Origin of the sequence: Anabaena sp. AL93 (genome assembly GCF_001672085.1) — a bacterium.
GTDB classification, from domain to species: domain Bacteria; phylum Cyanobacteriota; class Cyanobacteriia; order Cyanobacteriales; family Nostocaceae; genus Dolichospermum; species Dolichospermum heterosporum.
In genome coordinates, this window is record NZ_LJOU01000100.1 from 1 (window position 1) to 20,742 (window position 20,742).

The window sequence follows — 20,742 nt, forward strand, 5'->3', positions numbered from 1 at the left end:
AACCCAATTGCTATGACCCTCTAGGGTTCGCACACAGTCCCCAGACTGGACATTCCACAGTTTCACGGTGTTATCAAGACTACCACTAGCCAAGGTCAGACTATCTCCACTCCAGGCTACTGACGTAACCGAACGGCTATGACCCTCTAGGGTTCGCACACAGTCCCCAGACTGGACATTCCACAGTTTCACGGTGTTATCAGAACTACCACTAGCCAAGGTCTGACTACTCCAGGCTACTGAGTTAACGCAATTGCTATGACCCTCTAGGGTTCGCACACAGTCCCCAGACTGGACATCCCACAGTTTCACGGTGTTATCAGAACTACCACTAGCCAAGGTCAGACTATCTCCACTCCAGGCTACTGACGTAACCGAACGGCTATGACCCTCTAGGGTTCGCACACAGTCCCCAGACTGGACATTCCACAGTTTCACCGTATGATCACGACTACCACTAGCCAAGGTCAGACCATCTCCACTCCAGGCTACTGAGTAAACCCAATCGCTATGACCTAAAAGTGCCAATATTTCCCGTCCTGTTACAGCATTCCAAATTTGAACTCTACCATGACTGTCTCCTGTAGCCAGGTATTTCCCATCTGGACTATAAGCAAGGGAATAAACTGATCCTAATGCCTTAGCAAAAAAAGCATCTGTTAAATTTGCTCCCGTCAGGTTGACATTAGACAAACTAGCCAAACCAAAATTTACATCAGGTATAACTGTCTCACTCAAATCCTGTTTTTCTAAAGCCAACCGACTCCCTTTGAGTAGCAACTGTACCGCATTACTGCCACAATAACCTGCTTCTGCTTCGGTTTTACCTTTAGTCGCTTTGACTTCTGCTAATAACCGTTGATTTGCTGTTGTTGACAACATGGGAAACATTAAATCTAAGACGGCTTTGGCTAAGAGAGTTTTCCCAAAAGTTTGACTGAAATCTATTTTTCCTTGGTCGTAGGGAAGAACCTCCGCAACTTCCTGAAAATCTGCTGCTAAAATCCCTAATTCTCGTCCCAATTTATAGGATACAAAAAATTCTAATAATGAACGATGAGCAGGATAATAATCACCATCAGCATTTCTAATTAACATGGTTTGCCCCATCATGTCATAATGCCAATGATCTAAATCTTTTTGTTCCTGTACCGTTTCACTAAAATAACTACGAATCAAATCAGGAAATTCTTTATAATTTAAACTCATTTTATCATTTGACAGCATTTCCCAGGATAATTCACACAGGAAATATAATTTATCTGCCATTGAGGTAAAAGTGCGGTCAGCTTTAATATCCTGTGCCATTTTCTGACGCACCGCATAAAGATAAACACGGGAAATATCCACAGGTTTACCAGCTTCAATATCCGGTAATGCTTCCATAATCAAATCAATCATTACCGGACGACGTGCCAAATCTAATAATTTTTCATTATTAATGATAATATCAACGGTTTCTGGTTTGGCTTTAAAATTAAGTACCTGTTTGATTTGTTGATCATCAAATTTTTCTAATTCTAAAACTTCAAATTGGGGTGATTCTCCTGTGAGATTAGAAGTAGATGCTTTTAATTCTGCATTTAATATGCTGCGTCCTTCTAATGCTTCGGGGAAATGTTCTGTCCGACAGGTTAAAATTGCTTTTGTTCCTGGTGTTCCCACAACTTTTGCTAATTCCCAGAAATTATTAATCATTGCTTGACGGTCTACCCGTGCGGCCATTTCGTCAAAGCCATCAAAAATTAATAATAATTTCCCCATGCGGTTAAGTTGTTCAAAGGCAGAATATCCAGGTAAACCGATTTGATGTTTACGAAAAAAGAACTCAGAAAATAGAGATTCAATACTCACGGCTTTAGCATAATCTCTTAAAGGAATCACTAAAGGAATACGCGGTCTTTGAGTACCTTTCTTTTTTGCTTTTAAATATTCCTGTAAAGCCAACCAAGCATAATGGAAAGCAACCCAAGTTTTACCTGTACCGAATTCCCCTAAAACCGATAAATGTTCTTTAACTGGGTCATCTAACCATTGATTAATATAACCCTCAATCCAATCGTCTTCTTTACCATAATGACTAACGCCAATATGACGTTTAGTTACTAAATCAATTTCTTCTTTAGTACAAGCCAAGGGAACATAATATTTATCAATTCCTCGGCTTTTAACTTCTGTTTCTAACCAATTAAAATAACCATTAAAATCAGCATTTTTTTCGATTAATTCATCAAAGGTATAACAAAAAATCTGTTTTTTTTCTGATTTTTCAACTGTCTCTCTAGCTGCTTTACTAACTCGACGCGGTGCAACAATCCAACCTTGATCAACTTTTTGAGTTTCTACGATTGTTTTAACTGCATTAATATCATTAATTCCTGCTTCTGCTTCTACTCCGTGAATTAAAATGCGGTAATATCCTCCTAGTGGATGGGGAATATTAATAATCCATTCAAAATATTCTTTTTCTAAGACTTCGTAATTTTCAAATTTATAACCCAGTGTTTCAAACCATTTTTTTAATTGTTTAGCTAATTCCGTTTCTCTGACAATTTCCGCAGGTGGTAATAATTGCTGTTGACTTTGTGCTAATTGGGCAATTTGTTTTTGAATTTCCGGTAAACTAAGTTGGTTAATTTGTTCCCGAACTTGAGTTAAACTATTTTGTAAACTCTCTAATTTATGGTCTTGTAAAATTTCCGTTGCTGTTCTAGCTCGTTTGGCAATTTCCACAAATAACCGGGCAAATTCAGCCAATTCTCGACGATAATCAATATTTTGCTCTGTGATTTTATCGCCAATATCAGAACTTTGAATAAAACCATCTAATGTTTGAATATTAAAACTTTTATTTTGAGTAAATGCTTTCTGAAACTCTTCTTTAATTTCTTTTTCTTTAAATAACTGTAAAATAATTTTTGGTTTCCCGACTCCATACTCAATTAAAGTATAAACATAAACTCCCTCAAAATCATTTGGTGGTGTATCTGGTTTTAAACCAAATTTATTTAACAATTGTAATCGTATTTCACTATACTTTAATTCATCCAAGAATTCATGTACTGTTTCCCCAATTAATGCGTCAATAATTTTATCAAGCATAAACAAAACTTGGTATAAAGATTTTTACTTTTTATACCATCAAACACATTTATCTGTCAAGCTGCTAAAAAATCACGGTTTATTTTGAGTACGGTGTATGGCGTTCTTATAACAAAAGCAGTGAGGGTAAGTAATGAGTCAGCAAGAATCTAATTATATTTTGTTCACCTCTAACCAAGAATTAGCAAACCCGATGGATTTATTTCTGAACTGATTGCTTCAGTTGCGGCAGATTCGTTGAAGCAGCAAATTATGCAACAAGTTTTGGTTGAGAGAATTTCGGTATAGTAGAGGTAAAATAACTGGAAGTGGCGCACTCCGTTATCACAAATCAAAAAATGAATTGACAAGTCAGCGATCGCCCTATCGCCCTTTATCTCCTTTATCTCAAAGCAATACAAGTTTAATTTTGCTCGTCTAATTAAGGTAAAAATATGCGATTAAATGGTTGCTTGCGATAGCGGCGATAAATATTAAAGTCTTTATCTAGAGTGGCAATAGCAGAAATGTTTAATCTTTCGGAAATGGCAATAAGCGATAAATCGGTAAAATCTGCGGGTAAATCTTGATAAATTGTGTTAAGTTCTTGGATTCTTTGATAGTCTGATGGTAGTAAATGTTCGCATAAGAAAACTCTTATTGATAAGGCAGATAAGAATTCGTTCTGCACTTTTGTATTTGGGGCAAGTAACCACATCACTTCTGTAACACAGGCAATTGTTGTGATGAGTTGACTGGTACAGGTGCTAAAAAAGTTAACAACTTGTTGGTGATACTTGTCTTTACGGTCATAGAAGGCAACAAGAATTCCAGTATCAATTAAACTCAGGGGATAATTATTCATGAGTTCTTGTCTGATGTTTTGCCTGAATTCTGTCAGCGATCGCTTTTTTGCGTACATCTCTATCTGAAAAATCTCCTGATCCTTCTAGTAAAAATTTGGGATAACCACCCATTCGTTCTAAAACTGTTTTAGCTGAAGTTGGATAATTGTTAACAGGTGTTTCTAGGGATGAGATAAATTGCAAGACAAGTGGGATTTGTTGATCGCTAAGGTTGGAGATCGCTTGTAAGAGTTCTTGGTGTGGATTGGTGGAGTACATAGTGATTAATTGGTGTTATGATGATTGCAATTTTAGCAAATGTATCGCTCTTTGGGAATTGGGGGGTGGGATAATCATACAATGATACTCAGGAAATTTAGTAGTTGTCATAAATGTGCAAATAGAATTATTAATAGTATAGTAAAATAAATACACTGAGATCAAGGATTAAACTCTAGGACAAAATAAAGCTATAATTTTCTCAAGAATAAAGAGGTAAAACTATTTATGTCACAGCTTGAACAAATTGAAACTGCAATTCTCTCACTTCCATCTCATGATTTTGAGAAACTGAGACAATGGTTTTTAAACCTAGATTATGAACTTTGGGATGAGCAGATAGAACGTGATATTGCAGATAGTAAGTTCGAAGCATTAGCAGCAGAAGCGTTAGCGAAATTTACCGAAAGTATAAATGAGTTTGAACTTTAACGAATCAAATTAATTGTAATTCCCAGAGATAAACTAGTCCAGACTTTATCTGCTGTTAATACAGGTAAATTCAAGCGTTTACCTAAAGCAAGACAAGCACGATCTCCTAATGATAATTTTGGTTAAAGGTCGAAATTTAGCTATAGTTATAGCATCTTGCTCATTGCAAGCAATAATTTCTAGACTATTTTCTAATAATCCTTCATCTCTCAATCGTTTAATAATTTCCTCTGGTGATTCTCCTAAATCAACAACTTTTGACAATACCTCTACCCAATTAATAATACTGATATAGCACCCATCAATCAACGCATTTTCTACAATTTCTGCTCCTGGTTCATCTCTAAGATAAGCTAAAAATGCAGAAGCATCTAACACAGATTTATTCACTTAAATACTCCTGTCTGCGTTCGGTAATAAGTTCATTTACCAAATTTCTATCAGGTGATTTATCTTTTAATAAACCTCTTAATTTTTTAACTTGTTGTTTGAGGCTGACTAATTGGATTTTGCCATTATCTTCAAGAGTTAAAATTAATCTGTCTCCAGATTCTAAATTAAGTATTTCTTGGATTTCTTGGGGTAAAGTTAAACGTCCTTCTGGTTCAATATCAAGTGTATATTGTTGAGGAATTGATAAATTAGCAAGTGTCATAGCTGAATATTTCCTTGGTTTATAGCCATTTACATTTTAGCAAAACTCTAAAAATTAAAAAATCTCAATTTTTTCCCTATCTTCAACTCCTACTCATCAATATCCATTGCCAAATTTTCAAAATTAGTAATTGTTACTTCAACATCAGGGAATTTTGTCGTTATTTTCAATTCTCCTCCCATAGCTTCAATAACTTCTCGCAGATGACTAACATACATATCAGTGCGATTTTCTAATCTAGAAATAGCAGGTTGTTTAATTTGCAACTTCTCAGCTAATTGAGCTTGAGATATTTTTAAAGATTGGCGTAATTCACATAATGCTATTTGACAAGATTAGAGGCGAAGTAAGTGCCAACCCAAAACACCAACTAAAATCTTGATTATTCATCATTTTTTCCCAAACTCCTGCATGACTTGTTTAGTAATTTCTTGAATTGCTGCTAATGTTGGGGGTATGATTTCCCTTTCCATTCCCAACCATAAAAGATATTCAATATTTCCCGCAGGTCCTGTGATTGGCGACCAAGTTAAACCTTTATATTTCCATCCTAACTCTAACGCCCCTTTCATCACATTAAAAATTGCCTCAGCTTGATCATCAGAATCGCGGACAACGCCTTTTTTGCCGATGCGAGACTTGCCAACCTCAAATTGTGGTTTTACCAGCAATACAGCCTCTCTGGGGGCTTGTGTTAATTGCCATACCGCCGGCAAAATTTTAGTTAAAGAAATAAAGGAAACATCCACAACTATCAAATCAGGAAATATGGCATTTTCAGCATATAATTCTGCTGGTTGTAGTTGGCGTAAATTCGTCCGTTCTTTTAAAATTACTCGTTCATCAGTTCTAATTTTCCAATCCACTTGTCCATAACCAACATCTACACCATAAACTTGTTTTGCGCCGGCTTGTAATAAACAATCTGTAAATCCACCTGTAGAAATTCCCCCGTCTAAACAAATTCTGTCAGTTACAGAAATTCCAAAACATTCTAAAGCTTTGACCAGTTTTTCACCACCACGAGAAACAAAAGGAGGACGTTCTTTAACTTGAATTTCTGCGGTAATATCAACTTCAGTCCCGACTTTATCAACCATTTGTTGATTTACAGTCACTTCTCCAGCTTGAATTAGCCGTTGTGCTTGCTGACGGGAGGGACATAATCCCAAATCTACTAATAATGTATCTAATCGCTGTTTCACCAAGTTCACTTTTTATAGTTTTTTATATTTGCTTTTCTATTTTAAATCTAAATAGGAATTTTTTTGTTGATATCCCCAACTTCTTTAAGAAATCAGGGATATTAAATTTACAGTAGATTAATAAGTTACAGAATCTAAATCCAAAGTCGGACAGCAACCCAACAAATACTGGTAAATGTTGGGTTTCGTTCCTCAACCCAACCTACGTAATTCTATTTTTTGAGCTTAACTGACAAGTATTGGAACAGCAAACCAATTTCACTCCTGACTCCTGAATTCTGCTGTAAGTAGGTTAGCATTGAAAATCGTCGTTATGGCAAGGCAAGAGGCAAGAGTGAAGAGGGTTTGGGCGATTTTACTTTTCTTTACACTTCTGGGTTTTATTGTGTTCACCTACTTATGTCATTAGTTAATATTGTGAATATGATGATCCTTTAGTTGTGAAGTAGCACCATTGTTAACAAAACCCAAAGTAATTCGTTTCATAAACCAATACAAAACCCAAAGAATTACAAAAGTAATCGTAATAATTACCAACGGCTGTTTACCAAGTATTTCCTCTACACCTTTCGTGATTATTGCATCTGGTTGAGTAATAAAGTCCCAACTGTTAAACCGTAAAAATCTTCCCCAATAAATACCAACAGCAGAAAGAGCATGAGTCATTAATTCAACAGAAAAAATCCATTTGCTTTTACCCGTTCGGTGTAAATAGTAACCTAAATTTATCAAAGATATGACATAAGCCTCAAATCCGCCAAAAATGACCACAAAATACACAGGCATTAACACTAATGTAATCATCCATACTGACTGAACTCGCCGGATATCATCTATTAAATGAATAACATCAGTTAATAAATAAGGCGCATTTGGTAAAAAAGCATAGAAACTCAGAAATCCTAGCCACCAAATCCATGAACCTCCGCGTTTTTTGCGAAATAGCCAAACACTTAAAGCCAAAGGGATGAAAGCCAAAAATAGATTCCAAGTCATCCACCGCAGATTAACTCGTAAAACATGGAAAACCGTTGTTATTAATTCAATCACTTCTGCTTTCATAGAATTGAAATGTATAGAATAAATGTTATTTTTTTCTTGACACAATATTTGCAGTTGTGGAGTTTTGATAACTCTAAAAACATTGTGTGTAAGACTCTATTTTAGATCACAGTTGCATAAAATAGTTGTTTTTCAAAATTTTGGCTTTTACGTATTTTTTACGGTGATTGAGGATTTATCATAACTAAACCTTGATGTGGCAAGGTTGATTAGAGGAATTATGGTGATTTTTTCAGGGCTTTCCATAAATTGAGATCTACAGGCAATACTTGTTAGTTAAGGAAATGTAGGTTGGGTTATGGCTTCGCCACACTATGGCTAACGCCTCCCGTCAGGGATACGTAAACGTTCCATTGCTCCGCGAACATTTACGTTCCACAACCTAACCTACCATATAATGACTTTTCAGGCTTGACCGAGAAGTATTGCGCTTAGGTAAATTCTGTTTGTATAGCCGTGTATCCCTGACGAAAGGCGAAGGCATCTTTCTAATCGCCAGTTTATTTCTGCAAAATGGGGATGCTCCCGTTTCAAAGCCTCTTCCTAACCCTCTCCTAATAGGCTACGGTGTACACACAAGTTAAATTACCCCCCTTATCAAGGGGGGAAACCGGAAAAATTAGTTCCCTCCCCTTCACAAGGGGAGAGGGAAAAGGAATAACATTTAATACTGGAGAGTTTTACCAGAGGGGTTGGTTTATACATTAAAAACTTTTAAAACATCCTCTAAGGTATGATTTAGAAGTTTTAAATTTACAAGATTGTCATCAACTACTAAAATTGTCGTGCAGTTGGGTAATTTTTCCAAAATTTTTTCCTTATCCCCTAACTTGATCCACTTGGATTCCGTCGAATATTAACTTATGAAGTCTCTTATGAAATCAGTATATACTGCCAAAACAAAATATACTCAAAACGGCTTGATTGTTTGATTCTAAACGTGGGGGTAAAGCATGAGCTAAACCCCTACACATCTGGGTTCTTTGTCATTTGGCAAAAGTTTAAATCTCACCCGTGTTTAGTATAATAGCGATCGCAGTTAATAAACAATTAAGCCTGTATGTAATACTTCCCCTAGAGCCACTGTATCTCCATAATTAATTTTCTTATTCATACATCAGGTTGCGTAGTTAGGAGGTACAAAATCTAAATTCAAATCTGTACAAAAAGCCAGTTTTACTCCTGACTCGGTGACTCCTGATTCCTGCTATATCTATGGATATTAAGTATTACCATTTACTTTATTCAGTATACACGAAATCTGATATACTATAATCTTAATAAAAAGTGTAATTTGCTACATTTATGTTAAGTAACCTGAGTTGGACAGCAAATAATTTTTCTTTTTACCCCACATTCCGCACCCCCCAGTGTCACAATCGGTAATTTCGGATTTTTGAATACCTTTGATGATAATTTTGATACAAAATTGTCGAAATCTTAGGTGGCGAACTGCTTGCAGCAGCGCTTCGCTATCAGGAGTTCAGGAGGAAGAAGAAAGAAGAATAGTTTTCACCAATTATCTGTTCCCTGTTCCCTGTTCCCTGTTCCCTATTCCCTATTCCCTGTTCCCTGCTCCTAAAAAAGATTACATTTAATGAAGTTAAAAACAAATAACCAATATGTCCATTGAACTGCAAACAGAACTAGGTCAAGCGGTGGAACAGCGTCGCAACTTTGCGATTATTTCTCACCCTGATGCTGGTAAAACTACCTTAACCGAAAAACTATTATTATACGGAGGTGCTATCCACGAAGCTGGAGCAGTCAAAGCCCGTAGAGACCAGCGAAAAGTGACTTCTGACTGGATGGCAATGGAACAACAACGGGGAATTTCTGTCACTTCAACGGTGTTACAATTTGCCTATCGCAACTGTCAAATTAATTTACTTGACACTCCTGGACACCAAGATTTTAGTGAAGACACCTATCGGACTTTGGCAGCGGCAGATAATGCGGTCATGCTGATTGATGCGGCTAAAGGTTTAGAACCGCAAACTCGGAAATTGTTTGAAGTCTGTAAAATGCGGGGGATTCCCATTTTCACCTTTGTGAATAAACTTGACCGTCCAGGTAGAGAACCTATAGATTTGTTGGATGAAATTGAGAAAGAACTGGGATTACAGACCTATGCAGTGAATTGGCCTATTGGCATGGGCGATCGCTTTAAAGGCGTATTTGACCGCCAACAACAGCAAATTCATTTATTTGAACGGAGTTTTCATGGTAGTAAGGAAGCAAGGGAAACTGTTCTTGATATAGGCGATCCCCAACTAGAAACCTTACTAGAAAAAGAACTTTACCACCAATTAAAAGACGAATTAGAACTCTTAGAAGGAGTTTGTCCAGAACTAGATTTAGACCTGGTACACGCTGGCAAAATGACCCCAGTATTTTTTGGTAGCGCCATGACCAACTTTGGGGTGGAATTATTCCTGGAAAACTTCCTCGACTTTGCCCTCAAACCAGGTACACATAGCAGCAGCGTCGGCGATATTCCCCCCACTTATCCAGAATTTACCGGATTTATTTTCAAACTGCAAGCCAACATGGACCCGAAACACCGCGATAGAGTAGCTTTTGTCCGGGTTTGCACAGGCAAGTTTGAAAAAGATATGACAGTAAATCATGCTCGAACTGGTAAAGTTGTCCGTCTATCTCGTCCGCAAAAACTATTTGCCCAAGAAAGAGAATCTATTGATGTCGCTTATCCAGGGGACGTGATTGGTTTAAATAATCCGGGTGTTTTCGCAATTGGCGATACTATTTATACAGGACAAAAACTAGAATATGAGGGAATTCCTTATTTCTCACCGGAACTTTTTGCTACTTTGAGAAACCCCAACCCGTCGAAATTTAAGCAGTTTCAAAAAGGTGTTTCTGAATTGCGAGAAGAAGGTGCTGTACAAATTATGTATTCAACTGATGAAGCCAAGCGTGAGCCAATTTTAGCAGCGGTTGGTCAGTTGCAATTTGAGGTAGTCCAGTTCCGCTTACAAAATGAATATGGTGTAGAAACCATTCTTGATTTATTACCCTACAGTGTTGCCCGTTGGGTTTTGGGTGGTTGGGAAGCCTTAAAACAGGTAGGACGTTTATTCAATACCACCACTGTTAAAGATAGCATGGGACGACCTGTGTTGTTATTCCGCAATGAATGGAACTGTCAACAGTTAGAAGGTGATCATCCAGGATTGAAGTTAAGTGCGATCGCACCCGTCTTTTCCCATCAACAATCAGTAGAAGGTTAGAGGAAGAGGCAAAAGGCAAGAGGCAGGAGGCAAGAGGCAAGAGGCAAGAGGCAGGAGGCAAGAGGCAAGGGGCAAGAGGCAATAATTTCCTGTTCCCTGTTCCCTGTTCCCTGTTCCCTATTCCCTGTTCCCTATTCCCTGTTCCCTATTCCCTGTTCCCTATTCCCTGTTCCTAATTATCAGGGTATATCAACGAGCGTGCTATTTGTCACCGAGAACAGATTGGAGTACCAAAGTTTGTATGCCTTCCTATGCTGAATCATGTTTAGAGGCTGGTTTAGCTGCCCTCAAGCAGGGGAATTACTATACAGCGATCGCTAACCTTGAACCACTAGCCAAAAATCAAACCGAAGAAAAGATTTGTTTACAGGCACAAGTGGGGTTAGTTATGTCCTATGCCCGCACTGGCGAAATCTCCAAAGCGATCGTCCTGTGCCAAAATTTGATCGCTAATAGTAGTCCCCAAGTTCAAGAGTGGTCAAAACTTGCTCTTGAACACCTGCATAAACGCAAAAACCAGCAGAAAAAATCCCGCAAACCGAAGACTGGAATTATTTCCGGTTTAACCAATTCCTCACAACAGCCACAAACCGCCTATGTTGGGGCTGATGGTAATAATAATATTCAACCCGTTAGCATTTATTGGCGAAATGCTAGACGCGCTAAAGTTTGGCAACCCCTACGCAAGCCTAATATTATCCCCTCCCGACTGCTTGCCCTCTTCACATTCATGGCACTATTTTGGACGTGCCGAGAAGTGCTGAAATTTGTATTGAGTTCAATTAATCAAATTCTATATCAACTGCCATACTTAGAACCCATCCAGATTTTATATCGAGATTCTAGTAACTTGATTTTAGGGTTATTTATAATCTTAATGGTATCGTCTCCTTGGTTACTCGACTGGGTGCTAACGAGATTTTCTGGTCAAGAAGAGTTGCCCAAAGAAAAATTAAACTCCTACAGTCGGGAAACAGTAAGGGTATTACAAAGGGCTTGTCAACAGCGGCACTGGAATACCCCCCAACTGAGGATACTACCAATTGCTGCCCCCATGATCATCAGTTATGGCAACCTGCCCCGCACAGCCAGAATAACTGTTAGTCAAGGCTTATTAGAACAACTGGCAGATGATGAAATAGCTGCTATTTATGCTTTATCCTTGGGGCAAATTGGGCGTTGGGACTTTGCAGTGATGTCCCTAGTGTTACTCGTAACCATGCCATTTTATGGCATATATCAGCAAGTGTCAGTTTGGGAAAATCAACATCACAGTAAAATTTGGCGTTGGCTAGGTACAGCCTTAGCAGCCATTAACTATGGAATTTGGTGTCTGTTCACAGGCACAGCTTTACTTAATTCTCGGTTGCGACTTTACCATAGCGATCGCCTGTCCGCAGAAATCACCGGTAATCCCAATGGACTAATTCGCGCCCTATTGAAAATATCTATTGGTGTAGCCCATGATGTCGGACTAAAAGAACAGACCTGTTGGCAGTTAGAAAGCCTGAATCTGCTTTCACCCGTAGCATACCAGCACAGCATAGTTTTGGGTAGCACCGCTGGTCATCTACCTTTTGAATCATTTTTAAAATGGGAAAATTTTCATCCCTACCGTCAATGGTTAACAATCAACAGTTGTCATCCAGCAATAGGCGATCGCATCGAACGTCTTTGTGAAATAGCCCGCCATTGGCATTTAGACACCGAATTATATCAAACAACCCCATCACAACCCATCCTCATTAAGCCCCAAACGTTCTGTTTACAAATTGCCCCTTGGTTGGGAATCCCCCTTGGTCTTCTCTTCGCCTGTCTGATTTGGTTAGTTTGGCAAACGGCATACACCTTACATTTGTTAAACTTAAAATGGATTTATGATAATTGGTCTTTTGTTACAGGTTGTATGTTAATTGGTTTTAGCATTGGCACAGTCATGCGAATAAATGCTTTATTTCCCGAAATTATCCCTGCAAATGTTCAAAAAGACGAAAACTTGATCAACTTATTAGCAGATCCAGCAATTTTACCAATTGATAGCACTAAAATCCGTTTTACTGGTAAGCTGTTAGGCCGTCCCGGAATTGGTAATTGTTTAGCACAAGACCTAATCCTACAAACTAGCCAAGGTTTAATGAAATTACATCATATTCCCTGGTTAGGAAAGTCATTCAATCCTCAAGACTTGATTGGCAGACAAATCACTGTCACAGGTTGGTTACGACGCGGGGCAACTCCCTGGATTGATCTCCAAACCCTAGAAACCCAAAGCGGCAAAAAAATTCATAGCCCTCATCCTGCTTGGTCTACTGTCGTCGCAGTCGTTGCCCAAGCTTGGGGTGCTTATATTATGCTTACAGGGTCTTAGTCATTGGTCATTGGGAAGAAATATTCCCCCTGTCCCCTGCCTCTTAGGGAACACCAAAAAATAAATTGCCCAATTTTGTGGGATGGGCATCCTGCCCGTCCTTGATGATTAGCGGGCAATTCGTCCCGCACCACAAGAAATTTTTGGGTATTTTTTTAATTGGAAGTCCCTTATCTTTTGCCCCTTGCCTTAAAAATGTGTTTTATGTTACGATGAAGCAATACTATTGGCTATTGGCGGAAAAGTTTCTGCTGAACTAGCTACGTAGAAAATACCATGATAATGTTAAGGAATGGTATTTTGTTCTGCGGGCAAGAATTAAGAAGAATGAATTTACTGTGGTGGATAGTTGGCTATTAAATTAACAATTCCTAAAATTAAAGTGATATTAGCCCACGATTGCATAATTGCTTTCGTGGCGAATAAGCTTGATCCCAACAAAAGAACTGTATTCTATAAGTTGATAGCATGACTCACGCCACGCTACAATATCGGATTGCAGAAATTGGTTTGTGGCAGTTTTAGTCCATAGTATCTATTCAAAAACCAAAGCCAATTTATTGTTTTTGTCTTGCCCTGTTTAATCCCAATTCGGAGGTATGTTCCATGTCCATTCGCCTATATATAGGAAATTTGCCCAAAGAAGAAATAGATCGTCAAGATTTGCAAGCTGTATTTGCAGAAGAAGGCGATGCTGTCACCACCAAACTAATTAAAGACCGGAAAACAGGCAAATGCCGGGGTTTCGGGTTTTTAACAGTGAATAATGACGAACAAGCAGATCAAATTATTGAAAAATATAATGGTCAAATGTTCAAAGATACACCCATTAAGCTAGAAAAAGCTTTACCACGGACTAAAGGTGAGGAAGGTGAAGAACAACAACCACAACAACAAGTTCCCAAACCAATTATCCAAGGTAGTAGCGCCCCTAGTCCTAGCGGCAATAAAGAAGGTAATCGTCGGGATAGAAGTAAGAAATCTCGGCGCGGTAGCGGTGGTGGTAGTGCGCGTGAGACTGCTACTAGCGTTGATAACGAAGCTTTTCGTCCAGATCCCCGTTGGGCAGCGGATTTAGAAAAGCTAAAACAAATGCTGTCAGCACAAACTACCAACTAAATTGTCTGTTTAGCCACGAAAGTCCGAATTTAATCAACAAGCAGTGCAGGTAGCCATATCAGGTTATCTGCACTACTTGTTTTGGCGATTTTTGTAGTTTGACCGAAAAATTTTAGATTTTATAGCAGGAGTCAGGAGGTAGGGGCGCAGGCCCCGCGCCCAGTCAGGAGTTAGGAGTAAAAACCTGTTGTGGTCGGAGTTTCATGATTAATTTATGTCCTAACCACCTTGACCGTTGCTATAGATGAAAAAAATTTGGTACAAGCCTCGTCCTGAAAAACGGAAAAATACTCGCTGCGCTAACGTCAATCTAAAATCGTGTGACGGTATGATTACACAAAATTTGTGATTTTTTAGGAAAACTGTATCTAAATTAACAAAAATTTTCACAATGTAGGAATAGTATAAGCTAATACAATTAGCTTAATTAAATCAAGGGTTTTGAAAGTAATGGTAATTAAGGTGATATTTTCGGCGATTTGATTTTGATGTATTGACTTTAAGGAAAATTATTTTGATTGCTTGAACCTTGTAAATAATCAACTGTAAATATCTAACTTATGATGTGGCGTTGCTACTTCAGATAGGTTTTATCATGGATTAACTAATATATCATGATAGATAATATTTGTTTGTCTATATCAAAAGATAGGCAACAATATCTATCAAGGGTATTAAATATAAATATAGAAAGTGGGGAAAATTAACCAACCTTTGGGCAATAGTTAAAATATAATAAATATTAATTATTCAAAATTCCCCGCAAAAACACAGATTTCAGTTTAATAAGCGCAAGTTGAAAATTCACTCCCATATTGTTGAAATCGGAAACAGAAAAAATCTATGAAAGCTACCACTAAAAAACACATTGCTTTAATTTCAGTTCATGGTGATCCAGCGATTGAAATAGGCAGAGAAGAGGCAGGAGGACAAAATGTTTATGTCCGCCAAGTGGGTGAAGCCCTGGCACAGCTAGGATGGCAGGTAGATATGTTTAGCCGGAGGGTCAGTGCTGATCAAGAAAGGATAGTGCAACATAACCCTAATTGTCGGACTATTCGGTTAACCGCAGGTCCGGTGGAATTTGTGCCAAGAGATCAGGGTTTTCAATATTTGCCAGATTTCGTCTTTCAGTTACTAGAATTTCAAAAAGAAGCTGGGATTCATTATGATTTAGTGCATACTAATTATTGGCTATCTAGCTGGGTAGGAATGGAACTCAAGAAAAGACAAGGAACTAAACAGGTTCATACTTACCATTCTTTAGGGGTGATCAAATACAACACCATAGAAAATATTCCTCTGGTGGCAAGTCAACGTTTAATAGTAGAAAAACAAGTATTGGAAACAGCGGAAAGAATTGTTGCCACCAGTCCCCAAGAACAGGAACATATGCGATCGCTTGTTTCCCAAAAAGGCAAAATTGATATTATTCCCTGTGGTACAGATATTCAGCAATTTGGTTCAGTGGAAAGACAAGCTGCCAGAGCTACTTTAGGAATTGATCCAGAAGCTAAAGTGGTGCTATATGTAGGTAGATTTGACCCCCGCAAAGGCATAGAAACCTTGATCAGGGCAATGCGGGAATCTAAGTTTTACGAATCCAAACAATTGCAGTTGATTATTGGTGGTGGCTGTACACCGGGGAATAGTGATGAAAAAGAACGCGATCGCCTTGTCGGCATTGTCAACGAGTTAGGGATGGATGAATGCACGTCCTTTCCTGGTTGTCTAAGTCGGCATATATTACCAGCTTATTTTGCTGCTGCGGATGTTTGTGTTGTTCCCAGCCACTATGAACCCTTTGGATTAGTAGCTATCGAGGCCATGGCCTGCGGTACACCTGTAGTCGCTAGTGATGTCGGTGGATTACAATTCACTGTTGTCAATGAAGAAACTGGTTTATTAGTGCCGCCACAAAATGTCCCAGCTTTTAACCACGCTATTGATCGGATTCTTGGCAATCCTGTATGGCAACAAGAACTAGGAAAAGCTGCTAAACAGCGTGTTATCAATAAATTTAGCTGGCATGGTGTAGCGAGTCAGTTAGATGAACTCTATACCCAACTTTTACAGCAATCTGTGAGAGAACCCGCATTAGCTAGTAAATAGGTAACAGGCAGAAGGCAGTTGGCAAGGGGCAGGGGGAATATTTATTCCTAATGACAACTGACAATCCGTGCATAGTTGTAAGATAGGAAAGCATCAATTGACACTCTCAGCGGCTAAAGCCTGTGAGATTCTTGGTTCACGGAAACCACTTAATTTAGATTCCTTGCGTTCTCTAAACCAGAGGTGGGGTTCTCCCCAAGCGACTTAGGGTATGCCCTACCCTAGTTGCCTTGCAGCAAGTTCTTTTTTCAGTTGAAGCAAATCCGCTTCAAAATTCTGAGCGCCTAGCACCTGTAAATCTTTTACCTATTACCAGGAGGAAGCTAGAACAATGTAATAGAACCGGTTTAGGCAGCAATCGGGTTTTTAAACAGGTTGATTACCCTTCCTGTATAGGTAATATTATCCATAAAATGCTAAATTATGGCAAGAGAAAATAGAAATTGAGTAAGAATTGATGACGGGGATTAAAATCCTACGAATCGCTTATATCTCACAGGCTTTAGCCTCTGAGCTTTACGCTTACCGGATATTCCTGTAAGCTCTAAACATAGTTGCAGTTAGACGGTGAAATGATGGAAGTTCAAGAAATCAAAAAATTCCCGAAGCCCAGGAAACCAGACAGCGAATCCCAAAATTTTCAGCACGTCAAGATCCTTGACTGCAACGAACCAGTATGCAGGGTAATTTGTGAATGTTGGCACTGCAAACAAGGGATATTATGTGAGGTAGATGTATCATCTTCACAGTATTTAGAGGTAGAATGCCCAAGTTGTGGGAAAACTGCCGTGAGGTTGATGGCAGAAAAGGTGATTTCCACTACACCTATCCCTTCACCCTGGCAAGGATGATTTAATAGATTAGATCCCCGACTTCTTTGAGAAGTCGGGGATCTGGGTGTTACGTAAACTGAAAAATATTTATTTAGTCAATAACCCCACCCTGAAGAGGGATGGGGCTTGTAACTAACAAAGGTTATGTGTTTGACTAGCCCACTGAGACTAATTCTGATACGCACTTCCAAATACTTCCCCAGTTTGGATTATCTGCAAGACTGTTTGTTCAGTCGTTGGGTTAAGCCAAGACATTTTGAATTAGTTGGGCGAGGGGACTTAAACTTTACTCCAAGGATTATCTCTTTATGCGAGTACCTGTAATTTCAGTAGACAATATTCCATTAATGCCAACAAAACCTAGCCGCGCTAGACGTTGGATTAAAGAAGGTAAAGCAATTGGTAAATTCAACAAATTAGGTGTTTTCTATGTCCAGTTAAAATCTGAACCATCTAATACAAAAGCTCAAGAAATAGTAATTGGCTTAGACCCAGGAAAAATGTTTTCTGGTATCGCGGTTCAAACCAAGAAATATACCTTACAAATGTTGCATCTAGTTCTTCCATTCAAAACAGTTAAAGACAGAATGGAGCAAAGAGCTATGATGCGACGTAGTAGACGTGGTAGAAGGATTAAGCGCAAATTGCCCTATACCCAACGTAGTCATCGTCAAGCAAGATTTGATAATCGCCGAGGTTCAAAACTACCTCCAAGCATTCGAGCAAACAAAGACCTAGAATATAGAACAATAACTTTATTATGTGATATTTACCCAGTAAAAACAATTGTCGTTGAAGAGGTAGAAGCAGGAGGAAATAAGAGTTTTAGTCCTGTCATGGTAGGTCAAAGATATCAAATTAACCGATTATCCGAACTTGCTAACGTGACTCTAAAAAAAGGTTGGGAAACATCAAATCTTCGTAAATATTTGGGATTGCATAAAGAAAAATCGGAAAAGTCTTTGCAAATCCCGGAAACTCATGCAGTTGATGCTGTCACCTTAGCAAGTTCCGAATTTGTGAAATACCAAACATGGAACGACATTAAAAATCATGGTGCGTCTTGGGTAGGTAATGTAACTATTACTAGGTCGCAATTTACTATTTTACGTCGTCCTCCAATTAGTCGTAGGCAACTACATTTAATGGTTTTCTCTTCATGTGGGAATAGACGTAAATATGGTGGAACTACAACAAGGCATGGATTTAGAAAAGGTGATTTTGTGGAAGCTACCCAAGGTCAGAAAACATTTTTCGGTTGGGTTAGTGGAGACACGGAAAAACAAGTTTCAGTTAGTGATTGTAACTGGAAACGGTTAGGACAATGTACAGCTAAAAAAGTCCGATTGATACAGCCAAACACGGGTTTAATCGTGTTTTCAACTCGGAAAATGTTTAATTTAACGGCGTTGAGCCATTAAATTAAACGCGCTATCCCTCCCCATCCTGCTTGCGCTGAGGATGGGGTATCTCGCAGAAAACAAGATGAACCAAGAAAATAATCCAGAAAAAAGTAATTTTGTCGTGAAAAAGGGGTAATTGTTTTGCAACCCCTGGATTTTACCGCTTTAACCGCCGCTTGTGGCGAAATCCGCGCTAATTGGTTGCCTGCACGCATAGAACAGGTATATCAGCGCGATCGCTTTACCATTGCCATTGCCTTACGCACCTTAAATCAACGGGGTTGGCTAGATATTTCCTGGCATCCCCAAGCCGCCCATATTTGTATTAGTGAACCACCACCACGCGCTCCAGATACTTTTACTTTTAGTCAACAGTTAAAACACCAATTGGGTGGGTTGGCCTTAGTAGGAATTGAAGCGATTTCCCCTTGGGAACGGGTAATTGATTTACAATTTGCCCGTCGTCCTGAAGAAACAGCCCTGTATCACCTTTATGCGGAAGTGATGGGCAAATATAGTAATGTGATTTTAACTGATGCTAGTAATGAAATTATCACTGCTGCCCATCAAGTTAGTCAGCAACAATCTAGTGTTCGTCCCATTCAAACTGGACAAAATTACGAAACACCACCGAAATTGACGGGAAAAGTCCCCAATTTAAGCGAATCTATGGAACGCTGGCAAGAACGGGTAAGTTTAGTCCCCGGAGGTATTAAACGCCAGTTACTCAAAAGTTATAGTGGGTTAAGTTCGGCTTTGCTAGATACGATGCTGTTGGCGGCAAATATCATCCCAGATACGAATACTGATGAACTTACTCCCCAAGATTGGCAAAATTTATTTCAACGTTGGCAAGAATGGTTACAAGCTTTAGATTTAGGTAAATTCCAACCTGCTTGGACAGAAAATGGATATACGGTGATGGGTTGGGGTGGAGTTGCACCCACAAAAAATATCCAAGAATTGCTTTACCGTTATTATTCTGACCAACTGAATGAACAGTTATTTGGACAACTGCGTCATCAATTAAGTCAGAAATTGTTGAATATTTTGGGTAAATTACGCACCAAAGCGAAAACTTTTAGCGATCGCCTGCAACAATCAGATCAGGCTGAAGAATATCGTCAAAAAGCCGACCTATTAATGGCCAACCTGCACCATTGGCAACCAGGGATGCAGGAAATAATTCTACCAGATTTTGAAACCGAACAGCCAATAGCGATCGCTCTTTTGCCCGATAAAAACGCCGTCCAAAATGCCCAAAAGCTTTATAAACAGCACCAAAAACTCAAACGCGCCCGTGCGGCTGTTGAACCGCTACTATTTGCAGTTCAAGCAGAAATTGACTATCTCGAACAAGTAGAAGCCGCAATTTCGCAAATAGACAAATACCAAAATCCAGAAGATTTACAAGCCTTAGAGGAAATCCGGGATGAACTAATTGGGCAAAAATATCTAGAAGACCTAGAATATCGCAGCCGTAGCAGCAACGACACCCCCGGCACTAATTTTCATCGTTACCGCAGTCCGAGTGGCTTTGAAGTCCTCATTGGTCGTAATAACATCCAAAATGATCAACTGACATTCCGTGTTGCTGGAGACTATGATTTGTGGTTTCACGCCCAAGAAATTCCGGGGAGTCATGTCCTCCTGCGTCTAGAACCGGGTACAGTGGCAGAAGAAGCTGATTTACAATTTACAGCCAATCTAGCAGGTTATTTCAGTCGCGCCCGTCAAAGTGACCAAGTACCAGTAGTTTACACCCAACCCAAGCACGTCTACAAACCCAAAGGCACTAAACCAGGACTTGTGGTTTATAAACAAGAAACGATTATTTGGGGAAAACCGCAATTGGTCAGTGGTCAGTTGTCAGTGGTCAGTTGTCATTAGTCAGTGGTCAGTGGTCAGTTGTCAGTTGTCAGTTGTCATTGGGAAAATTGGCGTTGCTGATTAAGAGTATGATTTTATTATGCCTACGGCACGCTGCGCGAACACGCAGAGGCGCAGAGAGTAAGAGTTTCATTTTTTTGATTTTTCAATTTCATACCTCAATTCAGCAACGCCGGAAAATTCTTTCTCCCCCCCTACTTCCCCTAC

At 39.1% G+C, this 20,742-nt stretch carries 16 protein-coding genes; 8 read left to right on the forward strand and 8 right to left on the reverse strand.

The window, feature by feature from the left end; genetic code table 11:
- From AN486_RS21855 to AN486_RS21865, 3 genes are all read right to left on the reverse strand, one after another.
- Nucleotides 1–3,102: hypothetical protein (locus tag AN486_RS21855; protein ID WP_290602531.1), on the reverse strand; the 3,102-nt coding region annotated here is incomplete at its 3' end.
- A gap of 421 nt (nt 3,103–3,523) precedes the next feature.
- Nucleotides 3,524–3,946: a PIN domain-containing protein gene (locus AN486_RS21860; protein WP_290602533.1), complete on the reverse strand. Its 423-nt coding sequence runs from the start codon at nt 3,944–3,946 to the stop codon at nt 3,524–3,526.
- Nucleotides 3,939–4,205 (reverse strand): hypothetical protein, encoded by a 267-nt coding sequence (locus tag AN486_RS21865; protein ID WP_205748504.1) that lies wholly within the window; start codon nt 4,203–4,205, stop codon nt 3,939–3,941. Before AN486_RS21865 ends, AN486_RS21860 begins: the two co-directional genes overlap by 8 nt.
- A 228-nt stretch (nt 4,206–4,433) precedes the next feature.
- Here AN486_RS21865 and AN486_RS21870 point away from each other — a divergent pair, with 228 nt between their 5' ends.
- Complete coding sequence (locus AN486_RS21870) at nt 4,434–4,637, forward strand: hypothetical protein (RefSeq protein ID WP_053540965.1); 204 nt, start codon at nt 4,434–4,436, stop codon at nt 4,635–4,637.
- Nucleotides 4,638–4,715: 78 nt separating this feature from the next.
- Here the strand turns inward: AN486_RS21870 and AN486_RS21875 are convergent, their stop codons facing one another.
- The 5 genes from AN486_RS21875 to AN486_RS21895 all read right to left on the reverse strand — a co-directional run bounded on the left by AN486_RS21875 (nt 4,716) and on the right by AN486_RS21895 (nt 7,559).
- The gene (locus AN486_RS21875) at nt 4,716–5,027 is read right to left on the reverse strand and encodes a PIN domain-containing protein (RefSeq protein ID WP_290602534.1); all 312 of its coding nucleotides are present in this window, start codon (nt 5,025–5,027) and stop codon (nt 4,716–4,718) included.
- The gene (locus AN486_RS21880; RefSeq protein WP_027402966.1) at nt 5,020–5,292 is read right to left on the reverse strand and encodes an AbrB/MazE/SpoVT family DNA-binding domain-containing protein; all 273 of its coding nucleotides are present in this window, start codon (nt 5,290–5,292) and stop codon (nt 5,020–5,022) included. The genes AN486_RS21875 and AN486_RS21880 overlap by 8 nt, the downstream gene beginning before the upstream one ends.
- Before the next feature lie 89 nt (nt 5,293–5,381).
- Complete coding sequence (locus tag AN486_RS21885; protein WP_053540967.1) at nt 5,382–5,618, reverse strand: XRE family transcriptional regulator; 237 nt, start codon at nt 5,616–5,618, stop codon at nt 5,382–5,384.
- 63 nt (nt 5,619–5,681) lie between these two features.
- Nucleotides 5,682–6,500: a TlyA family RNA methyltransferase gene (locus AN486_RS21890; RefSeq protein WP_053541398.1), complete on the reverse strand. Its 819-nt coding sequence runs from the start codon at nt 6,498–6,500 to the stop codon at nt 5,682–5,684.
- A 402-nt stretch (nt 6,501–6,902) separates the two neighbouring features.
- Nucleotides 6,903–7,559 (reverse strand): DUF1361 domain-containing protein, encoded by a 657-nt coding sequence (locus AN486_RS21895; protein ID WP_053540968.1) that lies wholly within the window; start codon nt 7,557–7,559, stop codon nt 6,903–6,905.
- Between the two features lie 1,622 nt (nt 7,560–9,181).
- Between AN486_RS21895 and AN486_RS21900 the strand changes: the two genes are divergently transcribed.
- The 7 genes from AN486_RS21900 to AN486_RS21930 all read left to right on the forward strand — a co-directional run bounded on the left by AN486_RS21900 (nt 9,182) and on the right by AN486_RS21930 (nt 20,535).
- Entirely contained in the window at nt 9,182–10,810 is a 1,629-nt protein-coding gene (locus AN486_RS21900; RefSeq protein ID WP_053540969.1) for a peptide chain release factor 3, read from the forward strand.
- Between the two features lie 241 nt (nt 10,811–11,051).
- Entirely contained in the window at nt 11,052–13,178 is a 2,127-nt protein-coding gene (locus AN486_RS21905; RefSeq protein ID WP_290602546.1) for a zinc metalloprotease HtpX, read from the forward strand.
- A gap of 606 nt (nt 13,179–13,784) precedes the next feature.
- Entirely contained in the window at nt 13,785–14,297 is a 513-nt protein-coding gene (locus AN486_RS21910) for an RNA-binding protein (protein ID WP_027402959.1), read from the forward strand.
- 843 nt (nt 14,298–15,140) lie between these two features.
- Nucleotides 15,141–16,409: a glycosyltransferase family 1 protein gene (locus AN486_RS21915; protein ID WP_290602540.1), complete on the forward strand. Its 1,269-nt coding sequence runs from the start codon at nt 15,141–15,143 to the stop codon at nt 16,407–16,409.
- A 575-nt stretch (nt 16,410–16,984) separates the two neighbouring features.
- Nucleotides 16,985–17,260, forward strand: a complete 276-nt coding sequence (locus AN486_RS21920; RefSeq protein WP_096671296.1) for a hypothetical protein — start codon at nt 16,985–16,987, stop codon at nt 17,258–17,260.
- 290 nt (nt 17,261–17,550) lie between these two features.
- On the forward strand, nt 17,551–18,663 hold the full coding sequence (locus tag AN486_RS21925) for an RRXRR domain-containing protein (RefSeq protein ID WP_027402956.1): 1,113 nt from the start codon (nt 17,551–17,553) through the stop codon (nt 18,661–18,663).
- Between the two features lie 123 nt (nt 18,664–18,786).
- Entirely contained in the window at nt 18,787–20,535 is a 1,749-nt protein-coding gene (locus AN486_RS21930) for an NFACT family protein (RefSeq protein ID WP_290602543.1), read from the forward strand.
- Nucleotides 20,536–20,742 lie beyond the last annotated feature (207 nt).